Origin of the sequence: Neorhizobium vignae, assembly GCF_000732195.1 — a bacterium.
GTDB lineage: Bacteria > Pseudomonadota > Alphaproteobacteria > Rhizobiales > Rhizobiaceae > Neorhizobium > Neorhizobium vignae.
On the sequence record NZ_JNNU01000041.1, the window covers coordinates 1 to 16,407 of the forward strand.

16 protein-coding genes are annotated in these 16,407 nt (G+C 60.5%); 4 read left to right on the forward strand and 12 right to left on the reverse strand.

What is annotated here, in order from left to right; translation table 11 throughout:
* The 12 genes from GQ59_RS29870 to GQ59_RS29930 all read right to left on the reverse strand — a co-directional run.
* Window positions 1-1,112 (reverse strand): cache domain-containing protein (locus GQ59_RS29870; RefSeq protein WP_037088463.1); only part of this gene is annotated, 1,112 nt, incomplete at its 3' end.
* 650 nt (window positions 1,113-1,762) lie between these two features.
* On the reverse strand, window positions 1,763-2,086 hold the full coding sequence (locus GQ59_RS29880) for a hypothetical protein (protein WP_037088465.1): 324 nt from the start codon (window positions 2,084-2,086) through the stop codon (window positions 1,763-1,765).
* A 14-nt stretch (window positions 2,087-2,100) separates the two neighbouring features.
* Entirely contained in the window at window positions 2,101-3,579 is a 1,479-nt protein-coding gene (locus tag GQ59_RS29885) for an NAD-dependent succinate-semialdehyde dehydrogenase (RefSeq protein WP_051904285.1), read from the reverse strand.
* Window position 3,580: 1 nt separating this feature from the next.
* Window positions 3,581-4,843 (reverse strand): iron-containing alcohol dehydrogenase, encoded by a 1,263-nt coding sequence (locus tag GQ59_RS29890; protein ID WP_037088480.1) that lies wholly within the window; start codon window positions 4,841-4,843, stop codon window positions 3,581-3,583.
* Window positions 4,844-5,254: 411 nt separating this feature from the next.
* On the reverse strand, window positions 5,255-5,998 hold the full coding sequence (locus GQ59_RS29895; protein ID WP_037088482.1) for an SDR family NAD(P)-dependent oxidoreductase: 744 nt from the start codon (window positions 5,996-5,998) through the stop codon (window positions 5,255-5,257).
* Window positions 5,998-6,912, reverse strand: coding sequence for a cupin domain-containing protein (locus GQ59_RS29900; RefSeq protein ID WP_037088467.1), 915 nt, complete (start codon window positions 6,910-6,912; stop codon window positions 5,998-6,000). The genes GQ59_RS29895 and GQ59_RS29900 overlap by 1 nt, the downstream gene beginning before the upstream one ends.
* A 51-nt stretch (window positions 6,913-6,963) precedes the next feature.
* Window positions 6,964-7,860, reverse strand: coding sequence for a branched-chain amino acid ABC transporter permease (locus GQ59_RS29905; RefSeq protein WP_037088469.1), 897 nt, complete (start codon window positions 7,858-7,860; stop codon window positions 6,964-6,966).
* Window positions 7,853-8,626, reverse strand: coding sequence for an ABC transporter ATP-binding protein (locus GQ59_RS29910; RefSeq protein ID WP_037088471.1), 774 nt, complete (start codon window positions 8,624-8,626; stop codon window positions 7,853-7,855). The genes GQ59_RS29905 and GQ59_RS29910 overlap by 8 nt, the downstream gene beginning before the upstream one ends.
* A 2-nt stretch (window positions 8,627-8,628) precedes the next feature.
* Window positions 8,629-9,615 carry a branched-chain amino acid ABC transporter permease gene (locus GQ59_RS29915; RefSeq protein ID WP_051904286.1) on the reverse strand — a complete coding sequence of 329 codons (987 nt, stop codon included), beginning with the start codon at window positions 9,613-9,615 and terminating at the stop codon, window positions 8,629-8,631.
* A complete protein-coding gene (locus GQ59_RS29920) occupies window positions 9,587-10,309 on the reverse strand; it encodes an ABC transporter ATP-binding protein (RefSeq protein ID WP_244448099.1) in 723 nt (240 codons plus the stop codon). Before GQ59_RS29920 ends, GQ59_RS29915 begins: the two co-directional genes overlap by 29 nt.
* Before the next feature lie 2 nt (window positions 10,310-10,311).
* Window positions 10,312-11,448 carry an ABC transporter substrate-binding protein gene (locus GQ59_RS29925; RefSeq protein ID WP_084683356.1) on the reverse strand — a complete coding sequence of 379 codons (1,137 nt, stop codon included), beginning with the start codon at window positions 11,446-11,448 and terminating at the stop codon, window positions 10,312-10,314.
* Between the two features lie 91 nt (window positions 11,449-11,539).
* Entirely contained in the window at window positions 11,540-12,346 is an 807-nt protein-coding gene (locus GQ59_RS29930) for an IclR family transcriptional regulator (protein ID WP_051904288.1), read from the reverse strand.
* Between the two features lie 181 nt (window positions 12,347-12,527).
* On the opposite strand from GQ59_RS29930, the gene GQ59_RS29935 reads away from it, so the two are divergent.
* The 4 genes from GQ59_RS29935 to kce are packed head-to-tail and all read left to right on the forward strand — an operon-like array spanning window position 12,528 to window position 15,948.
* Complete coding sequence (locus GQ59_RS29935; protein ID WP_051904291.1) at window positions 12,528-13,298, forward strand: HpcH/HpaI aldolase family protein; 771 nt, start codon at window positions 12,528-12,530, stop codon at window positions 13,296-13,298.
* A 34-nt stretch (window positions 13,299-13,332) separates the two neighbouring features.
* Window positions 13,333-14,268, forward strand: coding sequence for a DUF6282 family protein (locus tag GQ59_RS29940; RefSeq protein ID WP_037088475.1), 936 nt, complete (start codon window positions 13,333-13,335; stop codon window positions 14,266-14,268).
* A 3-nt stretch (window positions 14,269-14,271) separates the two neighbouring features.
* Window positions 14,272-14,985 (forward strand): NAD(P)H-dependent oxidoreductase, encoded by a 714-nt coding sequence (locus GQ59_RS29945; protein WP_051904289.1) that lies wholly within the window; start codon window positions 14,272-14,274, stop codon window positions 14,983-14,985.
* Window positions 14,986-15,018: 33 nt separating this feature from the next.
* A complete protein-coding gene (gene kce, locus GQ59_RS29950) occupies window positions 15,019-15,948 on the forward strand; it encodes a 3,5-dioxohexanoate:acetyl-CoA acetone transferase (RefSeq protein ID WP_037088476.1) in 930 nt (309 codons plus the stop codon).
* The last annotated feature ends 459 nt before the right edge of the window (window positions 15,949-16,407 follow it).

A 16,407-nucleotide genomic window follows, 5' to 3' on the forward strand; every position in this document is an offset into this window, starting at 1 on the left:
GCGGCCTGGCGTTCGGTGCGCTGGGACAGTTCGTTGGAGGCGCGGCGGATTTCTTCCTTGGAACCCCCGATATCGATGCCCTTGGCATTGACCTTGCTCATCGCGGCTTCGAGATGCACGAGCGCATCATTGAAGTTGTGGCGCAAGGTTTCGTAACGGGGGCCAAGATCGGCGCAGCGGATCGTCAGGTCGCCATGCGCGAGTGATTCCAGTGCTTCGCCGATGGTGGAAACAACGCGGGCCTGGCTTGCGGCTTCCTGCTGCTGCAGGTCGAGATTCTGCTGGCGCTCGCGGTCAAGCTCGGTCTTCTGCTTTTCCTCGCGTTCGGTCATCGCATGGCGTTCGCGGATCTTTTCCTGCAGCGCCTGGGTGGCTTTCGCCATCATGCCGACCTCGTTCGACATGTCCGTATGCGGGATGGCGAGCTTGACATTCTCGTTGGCGACCGCTTCCAGCGCCGAATGAACGGAGGCCAGCGGCTTGGTGATATTGCGGATGACGATGAAGGCGACACCGAGGGCGAGCAGGAAGGCGATCAGGCCGAAACTGACGACCTCCATGATGGTCTTCTGGACCTTCGCATCGAGATCGTCGGTATAGACGCCGGTGGCAACAACGATCTGCCACGGTTCGAAGACCTTGGAATAGGTCGCCTTTTCGAACTGTTGATCGGCAGGCATGCCGGGTTTGGGCCAGTTGAAGACAGTAATGCCGCCGGCGGCTCGACCCTTCGCCACAAGCTGTTCGCTGGTGGTATTCCCAGGCTGAGCCTTCTGGTTCACGCCGATGAATTTCGGATTGGGATGGAACTTTGTCACTGTATCGTAATCCATGCCGAACAGGTAGCCGGACGGCTCGTACTTTATACTAGCCAGCGTTGCGAAGGCCTGTTTCTGGGCCTCTTCATGGGACAACTCGCCCGATTTTTCGCGATTGTCATAAGCCTGCAGGATCGAAATGCCTGATTCGACTTGGGTGCGCAGCATATCGTAGCGCTCGGCGTAAATGGCGCCGATTGAACTGCGCAACTCATAAAACGTGACTGAGACGAAAGCCAGTGCCAGCAATGCGACCATGCCCAGCAGTTGGTGGGAAATCTTCAGGTTTCTCATATGCTACTCGCGTGCAGTTGGCCTTTGTCGATTCCTCGGTAGAGGCGCAGTTAGTCTTGATATTAAAGCAAACCCACGGTCGGGGTCGGAGCCAGATAAGTATTGCCGCAAATATTTTTCGCAAAAATGAATTCGGGTTTCGCTAGGTGGAACTTAAGCCATTTCCCGCTCCGCGCGGCAGGTTTTGGCATTGATCAGACAAGGCTTTCCAAAAGTCGCTTGAATGGGACCGGCTTGCGATCGGACTGGCTGACGTCCACATGCACGAAATAGCTCTCCGCCGCGGCCACGTCCTCCTCGTTGCGAAACAAACCGGTTTCGTATTGGAGCGAGGACCTGCCCGGCAACAAAATAGGGAAACGCTATTTCGGAATGGCATCGCCAGCCCGAGTCGACGACGAAGAACGCTTCGGACCCGCGCCTTATGTCCAGGCCACTGTGCTCGATCAGATGACGGTTTATGCCGGTATCGTACAGGTTATAATGACGGCATTGTTCGTATGTCCATAGACGTCATTGTCTGCCCATCGGGCCTGAAACAGCCGGAATATCTTGTAGGATGTCCTGCTGCCCGGCTTCGTTTTTGGACCATGGATAGCAAGCAGGTTGGAGACCAGTTCCCACAGCCGCCCGTTTTGGCAAGCGGACGCTCATCTCGCGAGAACCAGCAATAGGAGAGCCAGAAGTCCGGCCGCGGCGATGGTGAAGACGACCATCCGGGGGCCTGCTTCGTCCAGGATCGCTATTCCATCATCCTTAAGCCGCGCCAGCATTCTCGCCTCCGCCGCCGCATCGGTGCAGTCGAACTCATGCTCGCTGCCGTCGGCAATAACAACAAGGCCCCGGCCGGGGCGCCAAAATGCCGTCTTCGCCCTCCCCGCCACTGCTTCGAAGACGGGATCCGGCGTCGCATCGCCCGATCCCGCAGGCACCGGAGGCATCGGCATGTACTGGCGAAGTCGGAGTCGTAGCATGGTAAGCTCCGCCTTTACCAGGTGACCGCAATGTATTTCGTCTCACAGAATTCCATGATGCCGTGATGCGCGCCTTCGCGGCCGAGACCGCTTTGCTTGACGCCGCCGAAAGGGGCGGCCGGATCAGAGGCGAGGCCGCGATTCAGCCCAATCATGCCGGCCTCCAGCCGCTCGGAGACCCGCAACCCACGGCCAAGGTCAGCGGTGAAGAGATAGGCGATCAGACCGTATTCAGTGTCGTTCGCCGCAGAGACGGCTTCGTCCTCCGTTTCAAAAACGGTGATCGCCGCCACCGGCCCAAAAATCTCCTCGCGGTTGATCTCGGCATCCCGCGCGACGCCGCTGATCACCGTCGGCGGAAAGAAAAAGCCATCCTGCTTCATCGGTTGGCCGCCGGCCAGCACCCTGGCACCGCGGCGTGTCGCGTCGGTGACGAGCGCGGAGATCCGATCGACGGCACTCTGGTTGATCAACGGACCGCATTGTGTCGCCCCGTCATATCCCGGTCCGACCCGGAGCGCGCTCATGCGCTCGGCAAGCTTGGCGGAAAACGCCTCGGCAATACCTTTCTGCACGTAAAAGCGATTGGCCGCCGTGCAGGCTTCCCCACCGTTGCGCATCTTGGCGACCATGGCGCCTTCGATCGCCGCATCCAGGTCGGCGTCGTCGAAAACGATGAACGGTGCGTTGCCGCCCAATTCCATGGAACAGGAGATGATCGTGTCTGCCGCCTCGTGCAGCAGTTTGCGCCCGACGTCGGTCGAACCGGTGAAGGAAAGCTTGCGGACGCGCGGATCGTGCAACATGGCGCTGACCGTGGCGCCGGACCGGCTGGTGGTGATGACGTTGACAACGCCGTCGGGAACGCCGGCTTCGGCATAGAGCGCGGCAAGCGCATAAGCGGTCAGCGGCGTTTCGCTGGCCGGTTTCAGTACGCAGGTGCAGCCGGCTGCAAGCGCCGGGCCGATCTTGCGGGTCGCCATTGCCGCCGGGAAATTCCAGGGCGTGACGAGCACTGCGACGCCGATCGGCTGGTGCTGCACGAGGATCTTGTTGGCGCCGGAAGGCGCCGTGGAAACCTCGCCGTTCAGTCGCACGGCCTCTTCCGAAAACCAGCGAAAGAATTCCGCCGCATAGGCGACCTCGCCGTGCGCGTCGGAAAGCGCCTTTCCGTTTTCCAGGCTGATCAGTTCGGCCAGCATGTCCTTGCGCTCGATCATCAGCTCGAAACAGCGCCTGAGGATTTCAGATCGCTTGCGCGGCGCCGTCGAGGCCCAGGCGGGACCTGCCTCGTGGGCGGCCTTAACTGCCTGAAAGGCGTCCTCGACGCTCGCATCGGCAACCGCCGCAATCACGGCTCCGGTTGAGGGATCGATGACGTCCAGGCGCTTTCCGGTCGAACCGGGAACCCATTTGCCGCCGATGAACAGGCCGGTCGGCACCGATGCGACGTTGAAACTGAATTTCGCGGTGATCTTCGGATCGATTGTCATCTCAGCTTGCCCTTTGTTCGATGGTACGCCCGCTTGCCTCGGCGCGAAGTCGATCGCGATCGCCAGAAAACGCCGACTCGACCAGGATCGCCATGTTGCCGATGTCGATCGGGCGCGGATTGTTCTTGATGAGGCGCGCGATGCCCATCGCCTGTTCGGCGACCAGCGCCAGCTGCGTGTTGGTGATGCCGAGATCGGCGATGGTCCTTGGAATGCCGATCGAGGCAAACAGGTCATCGACCGCATCGATCGTCGCACTGGCCTGCTCGAAGGCCGTCATGTCCGTCAGATCGAGGCCCATCGCCTTGCCGATCTCGGCAAGTTCGGTTGTGCAATGGTGGCGGTTGAATTCCATCACATAGGGCATCATCACCGCGACGCCGGCGCCGTGCGGCGTGTGGGTCATTGCACCAATTGGATATTGCACCGCGTGGGCGGCAGCGGTCCCGGCTGTTCCGAACGCAAGGCCGGCGGCCATGGCGCCAAACATCAGCCGCTCGCGGGCCTCAAGGTCGTTGCCATCGTCATAGGCGCGCTTCAGGCTGGACGCGATATGCGCGATTGCCAGCAGGGCGTAATGGTCGCTGAGCGCATTCTTGCCGAGGAAGACATGTTCGTGGACGATCGTGCCGGTCGGCTGGCGCCGGAGCGTTGTGAAGGCCTCGATCGCGTGAGTCAGCGCGTCAGCGCCGGACATCGCGGTCAGCGCCGGCGGGCAAGTCCGGGTAAGCTCCGGATCGCAGATCGCCGTATGGCTGATCAGATGTGGACTGGCGATGCCGACCTTCATCGCCCGGTCGGGATCGGTGACCACTGCAACCGGAGTGACTTCCGAACCGGTGCCGGAGGTCGTCGGCATCAGGATGAGCGGCAGGACCGGGCCCGGCACCTTGAACTCTCCGTAATAATCCGAGACCTTGCCGCCATGGGCGAGAAGCAGGGCGGCTATTTTTGCCGCATCCAGGCAGCTGCCGCCGCCGATGCCGATGACGAGATCCGCTCCGTGTGCCCTTCCCGCCTCGACGGCCTCGTCGATACATTCCATCGGAAGTTCGGCGATTGTGCCGTCGAACACCATCGCCTCGAGGCCGGCCCGACTCAACGAGCCAACGAGACGGGTGAATTCCGGATCGGCGGCCAGGCGTGCATCGGTGATAACAAGCGCACGGCGGCCAAGGGCTGCTGCATAACCTGCCAGCGCATGGCGCTGCCCGGCCCCGAAAACAAGGTTGCGCGGCGTGCGCAGGGTCCCAAACAATGACACGTCATACTCCTCCCGAATGCGCGGGCGGCCACTGGGCGCCTGCAAGAATGTGAAGCTTCTCCAGATCTCGTCGGCAATCGGCATGCCTTCCCCCTCTCCCCGGGAATGAGCACGCCGCTGAACCCCTGGGCCGGCGCCGTTGTCCAAATGTCCGCGAGAGCGGCCTGAAGGTCGCACTGCTGTCCTTTGATGACGATGAACACGTCGCCTTTGTTGCAAACCTCTATGTCATCGAGCGTGCGCCGTGGCCGCCTCGGCATCCGTCGTCTGTCTCCCTCGGCATCAAGCGCCAGCCGGGCCAGGAGCAGCACGTTGCGGTGGGTATGGTCATGGATTTCACCCATGGAAACGACGCTTGTCGCCATATCCATCCCGCGTGCGGAACCATTTCTGCCCCGTCACGCTTTCCAGTCATGTGACGCCGCCATCGGCCAAGATGGTCCGTCCGGTTATCCAGCCGGCTTCTGGCGACGCCAGGAATGTAACAATGCTCGCAATGTCGTCCGGCTGGCCGATGCGCGCGAGCGGCGTCATCGCCAGGATCTGCTCGCCTCGTTCGGCGATGATCTTGGTCGTCATATCCGTTTCGATGACGCCAGGCGCCACGGCGTTCACAGTAATCCCCTTCGGCCCGAGTTCCTTGGCGAAGGCATGCGTCAGTGTGACCACCGCGGCTTTGGACGCGGAATAGACGGAACTCGTCGGGATTGGTCTATAGGCCAGTGCCGATGCGAAGTTGATGATGCGGCCGCCGGGCGAGGCAAGATGCGGCAAGACCGCCTGGGTCAGTAACACCACTCCCATGACGTTGGTTTCCAGAATATCCTTGATGAAGGAAGCGTCCATGTCGCCGAGCGGACGATAGGGCCCGATGGCGGCACAATTGAGAAGGACGTCAATCGAACCAAAATTCTCCACAGTAGCTGCGACCAGCGCTTCGATGTCCTTGGGCTTCGCGACATCAGCCTGCACCGCGATGCAGTTGCCACCCATGTCAGTAAGTTCGGCGCAAAGCCTGTCAGTGGCTGCGCGGTCGGACCGGTACGCGATGACGACCCGGCTGCCGAGCGACACGAAACGGCGCGTAATTGCCGCACCAATGCCTCTGGAGCCGCCTGTGACAATGACAACCTTGTCTTCCAGCATGGCGCTCATCATTGCGCACCCTTGTTGGCGGGCATGGGATACTCGTCGGCATTCAGGACCCAGCCCTGCTTTTCCGAAAAATCGAAACGTGGGGGCGAGAAGATGTCGACCAGCTGATTCACGCCCGCATCCATGCCGCGCGAGGTATGGATCGCCGGCGGTGGAATGACGGTGACGGAAGGCGAGCCGCAAAGCTCATGATCGTCAGCCCGCCAGGCATCGAGGCTCGGCGTCCAGGGCCAGCGGATATGATGCGTGTAGGAACCTTCCAGCGCCAGCGAGCACTGCTCGAAATCGTCATGGTAGTGGGGCGACAGCTTGTTGATGTCTCGTGGCCCCGTCTCCGTCGGCAGAACGTTGACCATGAACGTCGTGCAGCGCCAGATACGGCCGAAACGGCCAGGCTCGGGTGGCACGTCGAGCGAATACGCTCGCACCTTGTAGCCGCCGCGTGGTTCCGGCCAGGGCTGGAAGGGCGGGATGTTAGGATGGGGCGTGGCGTAGGCGCTCGCGTTGACGCAGGCCTGCGCCAGATCCTCCGAGCGGGTAGAGAACATGCGCACCACACGCCCGCCGTCCGGCATCGTCACGGTGCTGTCACCCGGCGGCACGAAGCAAAGGGAGTAACCGGCAACCGTTTCCGTTCTCCCCCGCCATGTAATCGTCGCGGACGAGTCCGCATCCGGCAGCAGGACGGCATATTCATCTATCTGCGCCGTCCGCGAGAAACTCGCGCCCGGCTTCGCCTCGGTGTGGGCAATGATGAAGTTCTGCCCTCGACCAAGCCAGGTCCTGCCACGGGCATCGTCTTCCTGCGGCGCGGTCTCGTAGAATTTCAGATATTCCGCGGCGGCGAATTCCGAGGCCTCCGGCCCTGATTTCGCAGTCGCCAGCGAGGTGCGGGGATCGCTGCTGTTATACATGGATCAATCCTTTTTCCGTTCGGCCGCACGGGGGCGTGCCGACAATCAGTTTCAATGCGCTTTCGCGCTCTTGCCGAAGCCCGCGAAAAGTCCGTTGGGGAAGAACAGCAGCACGACGAGCAGGAAGCTCAGAGCCGCGACATTCTTGAAGCCCGCGCCGAGCGCCACGATGGCCAGCGCCTGAAGCACACCGAGCAGAAGCCCGCCCGCAAGCGCCCCGCCGGCACGGCCGAACCCGCCGATGATCGCCGCTATGAAGCCGTTGACACCAAAAGGCGTGCCGACATTGTAGGCGGTGTATTGCGTTGGCGTCACGAGGATGCCGGCGATAGCGCCAAGCGCTGCACTGAGAGCGAAGGCGATCAGCATCATCCGCGCCACCGGAATGCCCAGCAGCTGTGCCGCCTCCCGGTTCTGCGAGCAGGCGCGCAACGCCCTACCCGTCCTGGTGCGGGTAAAGAACAGCCAAAGCAGAAGGACCAGAAGGGCACCGCAACCGAGGATCCAGAACAGCTGGTAACCAATCGCTACATCGCCGATCTTCAGCGGCCCACCGGTGGTGAACTCGTGATAGGTCCGCGGCCGATCGCCGAAGGTGAGCAGCGTGATGCGCTCGATCATGATCTGCGCCGCAAGCGTTGCAAGAATGATCGCAAACAGCGTCGCTCCCCGATGCATCATCGGTCGCACGATGGCGAGCTCCATGACGATACCGGAGATCGCCACAAGCGGAATGGTCAGCACCACTGCGACGATCAACGGAATGCCAAGTTGCGACAGCAGCGTTTCGCACACCATGCCACCCAGCATGACAAAAACGCCCTGCGCAAAATTGACGATGCCGCTGGCATTGTAGATAACGCAGAAACCGATGCCAACGAGGCCGTAGATCAGGCCGACGCCTACACCGTTGACGATGCTTTGTAGGAATTCGACAAGGCTAGGCATCGACCGTCTCCGTTCCGCCGAGATAGGCCGCAATGACATCCGGATGAGCCTTGATCTCGTCCGGTGTTCCTTCGGCAATCTTCTTTCCGAAATCCAGCACGACGATGCGCTGGGCGATTTTCATGATGAGGCTCATGTCATGCTCGATGAGGATGATAGTCGTGCCGGCTTGGTGGATACGGGTGATGACCTCGGCCAGCGCCTCGGTTTCCTGAGTGTTGAGGCCGGCGGCCGGTTCGTCGAGCAGAAGCAGCCGGGGTTTGGCAGCCAGCGCCCGCGCCACTTCGAGCAGCCTCTGGCGCCCATAGGGCAGCGTGTCGGCCATCATGTCGGCCTGATGTTCCAACCCGACGAAGCGCAGGAGGTCGCGTGCACCTTCTGTTACGGATTTTTCCTGCTGGCGCATCCATTCGGGCCTGAAGAGAGCCGAAAAAACGCCGCCGCGCGTCACCCGGTGGCTGCCAATCTCGACATTTTCCGCCACCGTCAGCTGCTTGAACAGCTGGACGAGCTGATAGGTTCGCACCAGACCTGCTGACGCCACGTGGTGGGACGATTTGCCGGTAATCTCTTCGCCGTCGAAATGGATCGAGCCGGATGTCGGCGGGAAGAAGCCGGAGATAACGTTAAACAGCGTCGTCTTGCCGGCGCCGTTTGGGCCGATCACCGCCAGCAGTTCACCTTCTTCGACGTCGAAGGAGATGGATTGATTGGCGAAGAGACCGCCGAAGCGCATCGTCTCCTCGCGAACGGAAAGGAGTGCCATGATTATGCTTTCTCCAGCACGCGGACTCGAGTCCGCCTGAACAGGACCGATAGACCGGCCAAGCCGCGGGGCGCAAAGATGAGGATCAAGATGAGTACCGCCGTGTAGGCGATATCCTGCATTTCTTTCAGCCCGCGCATCGTCTCCGGCAGGATCGACACGATGATAGCGCCGATCATCGGCCCCCACATCGTTCCTATGCCGCCAAGATAAAGCATTGCGAAGCTTTGGATGACCATGGTCGTACCATAGACTTCCGGGCTGATGAAGCCGACGAAGTGAGCAAACAGCGAACCGGCCGCCGAGGCATAGAGCGCCGCGATGACGAAGGCGATCAGCTTGTAGCGGGCGATATCGACCCCAAGCGCCCGGGCGGCGGATTCGCTGCCAGCGATCGAAGCCAGCGCCCTGCCGAACCGCGATTGCCGGAGCCGGGCCGCGATGCCGACGCCAATCAACGAAATGACGACCAGAACCACCAATTGCTGCTTCAGCGTGTCGAGCGTAAAACCCGCGACCCCCAGGGGTGGCACGCCGGAATACCCCATGTAACCTTGTGTCAGGGCGGTCCACTCGATGGTAATTTCGTATACGATCAGGCCAAGCGCGAAAGTCGCCATGGCAAGGTAATGGCCGCGCAGCCGGAGCGTCGGGTAACCGACCAGCACCGCCGCGACGCCGGACAGGACCATCGTGGCAAACAGTGCCAGCAATGGCTCCCAGCCGTAATCGGTGCACAGGATCGCGCTGCCGTAACCGCCGATCGCTGCAAATGCGCTTTGCCCGAATGACGCCTGGCCGGTGTAGCCCATGAAGAAATTCAGGCCGGTGCAGAAGATCGCGTAGATGAAGGCGAAGCCCAGCACCGTGACGATATAGTCGCTCGACACGAACCCGACAGCGGCCAGCGCCAGTACGGCGACGATCGGCAGGATCGACTGCCAGCGAATGCCCGTAGGCTCAATGGAGGTAGTAACGTGCGAGGTCATGATGCGATTTGATCTCGTCTGTCTTGAGTTCTGCAACGATCTTGCCGAGCGCGATGACATAGACGCGCTGCGCCAGCTTCAGCGCCAGCGGCGCCTTCTGCTCGACAAGGAGAATGCCGATGCCTCGGCGGTTCAGTTCGCGGAGCGTGCCGAGAATTTCGAACGCCACCCGCGGTGCCAACCCGAGCGATGGCTCGTCAAGCATCAGCAATTGCGGCTTGGCCATCAGGGCGCGACCGATCGCCAGCATCTGTTGTTCGCCGCCGGACAGCGATCCGGCAAGCTGGTCGAGACGCTCCTTCAGCCGGGGAAACAGCTCGAAGACCGACGTCATCTGCGCGTCCGTTTCGGCCGAATGAAGAAAGGCGCCGATCACGAGGTTCTCGCGAACGCTCATCTGCGGAAACAGCCCCCGCCCCTCCTGCACCATGATGATGCCCCGGCGGGCCAGCCTGTGGGTCGAAAGGCCGGTAATGTCTTCTCCGCGGAAGAAGAGATTACCCTTGCTCGCGGTGAGGCGCGTGAGCGCCCGCATCAACGTGGTCTTGCCGGCGCCGTTCGGCCCGAGAATCGTCACCAGCTCGCCTTCGGCAATGTGCAGACTGGTCGGTTTCAACGCCTGCACCTGGCCGTAGCTGGCGGAAATGTCCCTTGCCTCGAGCAGAGGGACATTGCCTTTATCGGAAGCAGGCACGCTCATTCCGCAACTACCAGCTCGCCGGTAGCGAACTTACCGATGAGGAACGGATTTTCGGTAATTCCGACATGCTGCTTTTCGGAGAAGTTGAACGTCGCATAAGCGCCGACATAGGACGGAACCTTCTGCGTCGCGTCGCGAAGCGCCGTACCGTCGGTAGACTTGGCAATCTCAGCTGCCTTGGCCAGAACCATCATCGAATCCCAGGCTCGGGCACTGTTGGCCGGGTCGCGATCCGGATATTTTGGTTTCCAGTATTTCAGGAAGGCATCGACGGCATCCTTGGCCGGACCAGGCTTCAATTGTTTCGGCAGCTGGACTGGCGGCGCGACAAAGAAGAAGCGATCGCCGAGGACCTGGCCTGCCTGCTGGAAGATCGAACCGTCGTCATTGCTTGACAGAAGCAGCATCTTGTCGAGACCGAGCTGCTTGATGTTCTTGGCAGCCGTCACGGTCGAGCCGCCTTGCCCGATCTTGATCACAGCCCCGCCGCCGGCCGCGTTGATGCGACCGAGCTGCACGGTCATGTCGGCATCGTCGGGCTTGTAGGTCTCCTGAGCCACGACCTCAAGGCCGAAATCCTTGGCGAGCTGCTCCCCGAGACCCTTCATCATTAGTGCATAGGGGGTCGGGTCGTAGAGAATGCCGACCTTACGGATATCGGTCTTCTCTTTGATGTAGCGATAGCGGGCCTCGATCTCGAACTTCGGCGGCGCCAGGAAGCTGAAGGCCCATTCCTGCTCTTTGTCGCGCTGCGGCAGGATCGAGCAGAGATACATGGGCAGCTTCGCCTGCATCACGAAGGCAGCGGCGGCAAAGTTGCCGGCCGACACGCAACCGCTGTCGAAGAGGCTGACCTGATCGCTGGAGATCATTTTGCGATATCCGACGACCGCATCCTGCGGCTGCGACTTGTTATCCTCGGTGATAACCTCGATCTTCTTGCCGAGAATACCGCCCTTTTCGTTAAGAGCATCGGCGGCAACGGCAAGTCCGTCGCGCCAAGCGCGGTCGATCACTGCCGCGTATCCCGTCAATCCCACCGACGAGCCAATCTTAAATGTGTCCTCCGCCTGCGCAGAGCCGGCCAAAGCCGTGCAGGTAGCCAAAGCCAACAACCAATACCGAACGTTCATTCTCCCTCCTCCACGACCCACTTCTCCCAAAGCGTGTCCTATCTATCGAAACACTGTTTCGGTCATAACGATATTTGCATTTGCTGCATTGTCAAGGCCGCTTGTTATTTTCTGATCCGGGCCGCTCGAAGTCAGGGCAACCGAGCGCTCGCGAGACCCTCCGAGCCGCCGCCATCGTGCGCTGCCGCTGATCCTCCGAAGGGGTCTCTGCAATGAACTGTACCATGTCCACGACTCCGACTGCGCCACAGACTGCGCCGGAGGAGTCAAAGATTGGAGCAGCCAGTGTATTCAATCCGATCGCGGTCTGGTTTGCCGCGGTAGCCCAGCCTTGCGCCCGCACCTTTTCCAGTTCCGCAATCAAAGCAGACGGACTCATGATCGTATGAGGCGTGAAGATTTCGAACTTTCCACGAAGGACCCTGTCCCGGAATTCGTCCGAGGCAAAAGCAAGGGCCGCCTTGCCCTGCGCAGAACTGGTAAAGGTCAGCACCGAGCCGGCGCGGACACCGATCTCGATCGGGGATCGACCTGGAACGGCGGCTAGAACCCGCATTCCATCTGGCGTCATCTGCGAGACGACGGCCGAATGACCGAGCGCATCGCGAAGCTCCAGCAATGGATCGGCCGCCGCATGCACAAGATCGAGATTGTCGCTCACCGCCCGTCCGAGCGCGACCAGCCGCGGACCGCTTTCGTAACGATCCGATCCGCTCGGCTGGACGATGTACCCCTGCTGAACGAGTGTCTGAAGATAGCGGTGAATACGGCTCTTCGTCGTTCCGAGCGCCTGCGCAAGCGTCGTGACCCCAACCGCATGCTGCTCCTTCGCCAGATATTCTATAATGCTCAAAGCAAGCTGAACGGCCTGAACGCCGTCGCCATCCTTGCCTTCCATTCGAGGCATAGCCGTCTCCCTCATCAAATTCCGCGGTCAGCTCTTGACACACCCCCAGGCCAGAGGTGTACAAATTCACAAAATCAGAATGATGTTCTGATCATCGAAACAATAGGGAGAATTGGGAACCGTGTCAACCGGTCTGCCACCGCGCTTTCGCCAAAGGTTTCTCGCCCGGGACATGCTTCTCGGATCCTTCATCAAGACACCGACGACTCATTCTATCGAGATCCTTGGCGGCATTGGATTCGATTTCGTCGTCATCGACGAGGAGCATGCGCCATTCGACAGGGTAACCATCGACAATGGCCTGCTTGCCGCGCGTGCTGTCGGGACAGCCGGGATTGTTCGCGTCGCTGAACCAACCGCATCGAAACTGCTTGCCGTGCTCGACGATGGCGCAACCGGCGTCCTCGTGCCGCATGTATCCGACGTTGAGAAGGCCAGGGCGATCGTGTCGGCCTGCCGTTACAAGGGCGGATCGCGGGGCTTTTCCAACTCGCCCCGCGCAGGAAATTACGGCGCGGTTGGCATGTGGCCACATGTGGAGGAACAGGACGGCTCGGTTACGGTAATCGCCATGATCGAAGATCCCGAAGCTCTGGATGTCATTGACGACATCGTCGCCGTCGACGGGCTGGATGGCGTCTTCGTCGGCCGCGGCGATCTGTCCGTGGCGATGGGCGCCCAGTCGCAGGCATCGCCCGAAGTGCACGCTGCGACGGAAAAAATCGCCAAGGCGGCGATTGCTGCCGGCAAGCCGGTCTGCGTCATGGTCGGGTCTATCGAAGAAACCACGGCGTTTCGCCCGCTCGGCGTGACGTCGTTCATCGTTTCATCCGACCAGGGCCTGATGCGGCAGGCGGCATCCAAAGTCGTGACGGATTTTCGCGACATTGCGGATAGCCAGGCCGAAGGCCCGGACGGCGGCGCAACGCGCCCCGCCTATTGATACCTGGCATTGATAATTGGTGAGGAGAAGAGACATGCTACTTGATAAGGCTGAACAGGAAACCAACGGCAGGGCGGCGCGTGATCCGGAGGTCGAAGCCCTGTTGAAAGGCGCGATCGATCTGCACTGCCACAGCGGGCCGGCGGCGATGCCTCGGGTTCTCGATCATCGTGAGGCCATGCAGGAGGCGGCAGATGCGGGCTTTCGCGCACTGCTTTACAAGGATCACTTTTACCTTGGCACGCCGCATGCGCGGATCCTGGAAGCCATTTATCCCGATACCGGCGTCCAGCTCTTCTCCGGCATAGCCCTCAACAACGCCAGCGGTGGCATCAACCCCTATGCGGTCGATCACGCCATCAAAATCGGTGGCAAGATTGTGTGGATGCCGACGCTTGCCGCCGCCAACCATATCCGTAAGGGCCTGACCGAAGCCAAAAGCTTCCCGAAGACGGCGCAGAAGATGCTAGATCCGACTCCGCTTTCCGCTCTGGATGCCAACGGCGAAGTGACCGACGACGCGAAAAAGGTTCTCGACCTGATCGCGGAAGGCGACATCATCCTCGCCAGTGGCCATCTGGAGGCGAGCGAACTCTTCATCCTTTTCGAGGAGGCCAGGAAGCGTGGCGTCAGGAAGATGCTCGTCAACCATCCTACCTATATCGTCGGCTGCTCGGACGAGGACATCAGAGGTCTGGTTTCCCTTGGCGCCTACATGGAGCATTCGATCTGCATGTTCATCGAAGGATCCGGCAACCAGTACGAGCCAAACTATCTGCAGCACCTGATCGAGGTCGCCGGCATCGACAGGACGTGCCTGTGCTCCGATCTCGGTCTGCTCGGCGCCCCGCGTCCGCTCGAAGGCTATAGGCAGATCGTTCGCGCCCTCCTCGACATGCAGTTTTCGCATCAGGACATCCGTACCCTGATCGGCGGCAATTCCGCCCGCCTGCTCAATCTGGCGGCCTGAACGGTGAAGGTTTTGATCGTCTTCGCCCATCCGGAACCGACCTCATTCTGTGCCGCCCTCCGTCAGGAAGCGGTCGAGACGATCGGAGCAGCCGGACAAGAGGTGATCGTTTCAGACCTCTATGCGGAAAGCTTCAATCCCGTCGCCGGGAGGCGCGATTTTCTCGAAACAGCGGATGCAGCACGCTTTCACTACCAGAGCGAACAGCTACATGCGGCACAAATTGCCGGGTTTTCGGACGAGATCGTGCGAGAGCATCGCCGCGTCGAAGAAGCCGATGCCATCGTTTTCCTTTTCCCGCTCTGGTGGGGTGGTCCGCCGGCCATCCTCAAGGGATGGATCGATCGGGTCCTTGCCTATGGATTTGCCTATGTCGATGGCGCGCGCTTCGAAACTGGCCTGTTCAGCGGCAAGCGTAGCCTTCTGTGCGTAACCACTGGCGGCACGCGCGCCCGCTTCACGGACGATGGCGCCTATGGCGAGATCGAGAGAGTACTATGGCCGGTTCAGCGGCTGACTCTCGACTATATGGGGGTTTCCGCGGAAGCACCGTTTATCTGCTACGGCGCACCGCGCGTAGGGGCGGAAGGGCGTGCCGATTATCTCGCCGCTTGGCGCACCCGCCTACTGCTCATGCTGGACAAAGGGCCGGTCGCCGATGGGAATACCAGGGCTGCGCCGCTGACCGAGCCGGCACCCTGGGCGCGCAATATCTGACGACATCAGCATTCGAATGGGAGGAGGACCCGCATGCCCGCTCGCAAAGTCATCATCACCTGTGCCGTCACAGGATCGATCCATACACCGTCGATGTCACCACATCTTCCGATCACTGCCGAACAAATCTCCGAGGCCGCAATCGGCGCGGCGGGGGCAGGCGCGGCGATCGTGCATCTTCACGCCAGAAACCCGGAAAACGGTCAACCGGATCAGAGCCTCGAAGCGTTCGCTCCCTTCCTCAAAGTCATCAAGCAAAAGTCCGACGTCGTCATCAACATCACCACCGGCGGCTCGCAGACCATGACCGTTGACGAGCGCTTGAAGCCGGTCGCCACATTCAAACCAGAGGTAGCCTCCCTCAATATGGGATCGATGAATTTCGGCCTGTTTCCGATGCTTCAGCGCTTCAAATCGTTCAGACACGACTGGGAGCAACCTTATCTTGAGGGCTCCAGGGAACGGATTTTCAAGAATACCTTTGCCGACATCGAGAAGATCCTGACGACATGCGCCGACAATGGAACGCGCTTCGAGATCGAATGCTATGACATCGGTCATCTCTACACGCTTTCCCATTTCGTCGACCGCGGCCTCGTGAAGCCGCCCTTCTTCATCCAGAGCGTCTTTGGCCTGCTGGGCGGCATCGGCAACCACCCGGAGGATGTGATGATGATGAAGCGGACGGCCGACCGGCTGTTCGGCGATGGCTACAATTGGTCGGTTCTCGGTGCGGGGCGCAACCAGCTGAACATTGCGGCCATGTCGATCGCCATGGGCGGCAATGTCCGCGTCGGTCTCGAGGACTCCCTGTGGATCGGGCCAGGCGAGCTTGCCGCAAGCAATGCCCAGCAGGTTTCCAAGGTTAGAACCTTGATCGAAGAGCTGGGACTTGAGGTTGCGAGCCCGGCAGATGCCCGCTCAATCCTCACCCTCAAGGGAGGCGACCGTGTCGATTTCTGATCTGCCCCGCCGTCGTCATAAGGTTGAAGCCAGACCGGCGTGGGCCTTCATGAGCTAACTTTTTTCAACCGCGGCGCGCCGGCCTGTGCCTTCGCGAAATTACCTTCCCCAATAGTCCATCCAGGTATGTCTCTCCAAGAGGGTCGTCCGTCCCTCGAAAAGATACAATTGTCTCGCCGTTCAGAATGTAGAACACGGCGTAGACATTCGCAGGGAAGGCGCACGTCGTCTGTTCGCAGAATCGACGAATCAGTTCCGACTGGCGCATCGCCGCTTCGATTTCCGTACCCGGCCTCTCTCCTGTGCGGCGCCTAACTGCGATCATACGCATCCATAGAGAGCATGGCCATCATGAGGTCTTTACTTATGGATATGCCGCTACTCATGGGTGATGAAATCTTCTCGGTTTAACTGAAATGCGAAAGGCTTACCGCCATTGATGATGTCCCGAGAGGTGGT

Coding starts and splice junctions, on each gene's coding strand:
- GQ59_RS29880 (WP_037088465.1), bottom strand. CDS start 2,086: ATGCTACGACTCCGACTTCGCCAGTACATGCCGATGCCTCCGGTGCCT.
- GQ59_RS29885 (WP_051904285.1), bottom strand. CDS start 3,579: ATGACAATCGATCCGAAGATCACCGCGAAATTCAGTTTCAACGTCGCA.
- GQ59_RS29895 (WP_037088482.1), bottom strand. CDS start 5,998: ATGAGCGCCATGCTGGAAGACAAGGTTGTCATTGTCACAGGCGGCTCC.
- GQ59_RS29900 (WP_037088467.1), bottom strand. CDS start 6,912: ATGTATAACAGCAGCGATCCCCGCACCTCGCTGGCGACTGCGAAATCA.
- GQ59_RS29905 (WP_037088469.1), bottom strand. CDS start 7,860: ATGCCTAGCCTTGTCGAATTCCTACAAAGCATCGTCAACGGTGTAGGC.
- GQ59_RS29910 (WP_037088471.1), bottom strand. CDS start 8,626: ATGGCACTCCTTTCCGTTCGCGAGGAGACGATGCGCTTCGGCGGTCTC.
- GQ59_RS29915 (WP_051904286.1), bottom strand. CDS start 9,615: ATGACCTCGCACGTTACTACCTCCATTGAGCCTACGGGCATTCGCTGG.
- GQ59_RS29925 (WP_084683356.1), bottom strand. CDS start 11,448: ATGAACGTTCGGTATTGGTTGTTGGCTTTGGCTACCTGCACGGCTTTG.
- GQ59_RS29930 (WP_051904288.1), bottom strand. CDS start 12,346: ATGGAAGGCAAGGATGGCGACGGCGTTCAGGCCGTTCAGCTTGCTTTG.
- GQ59_RS29935 (WP_051904291.1), top strand. CDS start 12,528: ATGCTTCTCGGATCCTTCATCAAGACACCGACGACTCATTCTATCGAG.
- GQ59_RS29940 (WP_037088475.1), top strand. CDS start 13,333: ATGCTACTTGATAAGGCTGAACAGGAAACCAACGGCAGGGCGGCGCGT.
- kce (WP_037088476.1), top strand. CDS start 15,019: ATGCCCGCTCGCAAAGTCATCATCACCTGTGCCGTCACAGGATCGATC.